A 2,768-nucleotide genomic window follows, 5' to 3' on the forward strand; every position below is an offset into this window, starting at 1 on the left:
AGTGTTAATAAACGACTTTATTAAACTTGCTTCATCAAAAAAGAGACCAGCTAAAGGTTTTGATAGTGAAACAATTACTCCTTTTAATATGATTAACTGCTTTTGTATGTTCTCTAACTATACGCCTCTTTCACTTGATGAATGGCTTGTAGTCGATAGAAATAGAAGAACTAATTATTAAAGACTATTCATTTTCAAGCTTTTTTAATAATCCATTAACACCCATAAGAATATCTTCATAACAGGTATCAAAATCATCTGTATACCAAGGATCTTGAACATCTCTATCAAGACCAGCAAATGATAAAAGTGAATAAATCTTTCCTTCTTTATCATCAAAGAATGCTTTCATGTTTCTAATGTTATATTTATCCATTCCGATTAATAAGTCATATTCTGTGTAATCAGATTTTCTAATTCTTCTTGCACTCTTACCTTTGGTACTTATCCCCTTTTGGGCAAGCAGTTGCCTAACAGGAGGATATACAGGGTTACCTATTTCCTCACTACTAGTAGCAGCTGAAGCAGCATGGTATTTATCTTCTAGTCCTAACTTTTTTACTAAATCATTAAATACGAATTCTGCCATTGGAGAACGACAAATATTGCCATGGCAGACAAATAGTATCTTAATCACTGTTTTTTCCTCCTGAAATGCCGCAAAATGCAGTAAATTGCCACAATTTGCGTACATTTTAACGTTTGTGTCTTGAGCTATCGTTGCATAATTTCCAAAACTAGGCAAATCGGTGCAAAATGAAGCAAGAAAACGTAGTCAAAATCGAAAAAGCTGACTACTGCACTTTCCCCAAAAACTACCGCCAATTTACTACGATTCACTATCCTTATTGTGTAAGAAAATATCACAGTTTTGCCTGGGTTCACCTTTTAACGTTTACTTTTAGGGGAGGGTTCACCTTTTAGCGATAAAGTGCTCATAGTACAGAATTTCTATTAATTATACCATCAGGCATATAAAACCTCTATTGGCAAAGTGACGAAAAAAGCACCCATCCGTTAATGAGTGCTTGATTTTGTATGGTAGATTAAATTGCTTTGAAGCTTAGTTGAGTAACTGTATTGTTCTCTCTGGTTGCCTTCGCGATTTCTTCTCTAGCGCGGTTTAGATCCTCAACACGTCTGAGTTCATCGGTAGCATCCTCGAGTCCAAGATGTGTGTAAGTATTCATATTAACTCCAATTTCTGAATGCCCCATCAGATACTGCAGGGTCTTTGGGTTCATTTCTGATCTTGCCATATTGCTGCAATAGGTATGGCGGCAAACATGCGGAGTGATGTTTGGCATCTGAATCTTATAGATTTCATTGTAGAGATTAACCATGTGGTTGAAACGGTGCTCCCAATGCATGGTCACTAGAGGAAGTCCTTCCTTGTCCAAGAAAAGGAATCCAGTGTATCCATCAATCATTATCTCTGTTCTAGGAGTTTCTCTGTCCTCTATGATTGCCTGGAAGCATCTGTACACCTCCTCTGTCATTGGAATCTTTCTGGTACCGGCATTGGTTTTTGTAGTCTCGATGTGAATTTTCATTCCCACTCTTTGCAGTTGATGGTCAATGTTTATGGTGCGGTTTTCAAAATCAATGTCCCTAATGGTAAGCCCGCAAAACTCTGAGATTCTCATTCCCGTATGGAAAAGGATGTAGACCACTTCGTAGTACTTGCAGTAAACATTATCGTCATGCACAAACTTTAGGAACTTCCTCATCTGATCAGGTGTAATGGCTTCTCTTGTCAAACTATCATTTACCACCACTCCAGCAAGCTGAAAGCCAAATGGGTTCTTTGGAATAAGGTCATCATCAACAGCCATCTGAAAAGCTGGCCATAACACTCCTCTTACCGTTTTTACGGTGCTGTAACCTTTGCCATCATTCTGGAGCTTGATGAGAAAAAGTTTTGCGTCAGAAACCCTGATTTGACTTATCTTCTTTTTGCTGAAATTCTCAGCTTTCATGATGATTTGTCCATTGCTATTCATTTCTATCATACCAGACTTAATTCGTCACACGCATCACTAACTATAAAAACACCCTTTACCCTTCATATTTACTCTACCCTTTTTTAATTTTTCATGCTAAATTATTGTTAACAGCGCCCACCAAGGTTAAGACTTCTGTCTCCTCAAATAGGTGGGCCGGTCTCTTTATTATGGATAACAGAAAACCCTTTCAGAAGCCTCCTTTAACGTTAGAAGAACAAGTCAGTCTGTTAAAAGACAGAGGATTGCTCATTGATGACGATGATGTAGCCATAAAACTTCTTTCAAATGTAAACTACTACCATCTCGAGGGATATTGGTATCCATTCTATGACAAAGAAAAAGAAACACATGTTTTCTATGAAGGCATCCATTTGGATCAGGTTGTCAGCCACTATGAATTTGATCGAGAGCTCAAAAGCATAGTTTTTTCTGGCATCTCCAGAATAGAGGTTGCTTTTAGGACACAATTTGCCTATTGGATTGCGATGGAATATGGAGCTTTTCCTTTTAAGAAGGAAAACTTCAACTTCAGATCTGAGTCAGAATGGGCAAATTCCTACCAGCGACTCATGGGTGATGTCGACCAATCAAAAGAGGAGTTTGTGGCTCATTTCAAAGAAACATACAAGGAAGAATTACCTCCGATTTGGATGATGGTAGAGTTGATGAGCTTGGGAGAACTATCCGTCTGGTATGACAAGCACTTAAAAGAATCTCTGAAGAAAAAGATTGCAAAGCATTTCGGCGTGTCTGCAAAAATCT

3 protein-coding genes and 1 pseudogene are annotated in these 2,768 nt (G+C 38.0%); 2 read left to right on the forward strand and 2 right to left on the reverse strand.

Features of this window, described 5'->3' with window-relative positions:
- Positions 1–181: pseudogene (locus SOY52_RS05200) on the forward strand (hypothetical protein); the annotation flags it as partial.
- Between the two features lie 3 nt (positions 182–184).
- Here the strand turns inward: SOY52_RS05200 and SOY52_RS05205 are convergent.
- Together SOY52_RS05205 and xerC are read right to left on the reverse strand one after the other, a co-directional pair.
- The gene (locus SOY52_RS05205) at positions 185–637 is read right to left on the reverse strand and encodes a low molecular weight protein-tyrosine-phosphatase (protein ID WP_320847917.1); all 453 of its coding nucleotides are present in this window, start codon (positions 635–637) and stop codon (positions 185–187) included.
- Between the two features lie 409 nt (positions 638–1,046).
- Positions 1,047–1,979 (reverse strand): site-specific integrase, encoded by a 933-nt coding sequence (gene xerC / locus SOY52_RS05210; RefSeq protein ID WP_320847918.1) that lies wholly within the window; start codon positions 1,977–1,979, stop codon positions 1,047–1,049.
- A gap of 194 nt (positions 1,980–2,173) precedes the next feature.
- On the opposite strand from xerC, the gene SOY52_RS05215 reads away from it, so the two are divergent.
- On the forward strand, positions 2,174–2,768 hold a 595-nt coding region (locus SOY52_RS05215), incomplete at its 3' end, for an Abi family protein (RefSeq protein WP_320847919.1).

Origin of the sequence: Bullifex sp., assembly GCF_034103065.1 — a bacterium.
Taxonomy (GTDB): domain Bacteria; phylum Spirochaetota; class Spirochaetia; order Sphaerochaetales; family Sphaerochaetaceae; genus Bullifex.

Bases quoted from the DNA above. Each gene is read 5' to 3' on its own strand.
- xerC (WP_320847918.1), bottom strand. From the start codon at position 1,979: ATGAAAGCTGAGAATTTCAGCAAAAAGAAGATAAGTCAAATCAGGGTT.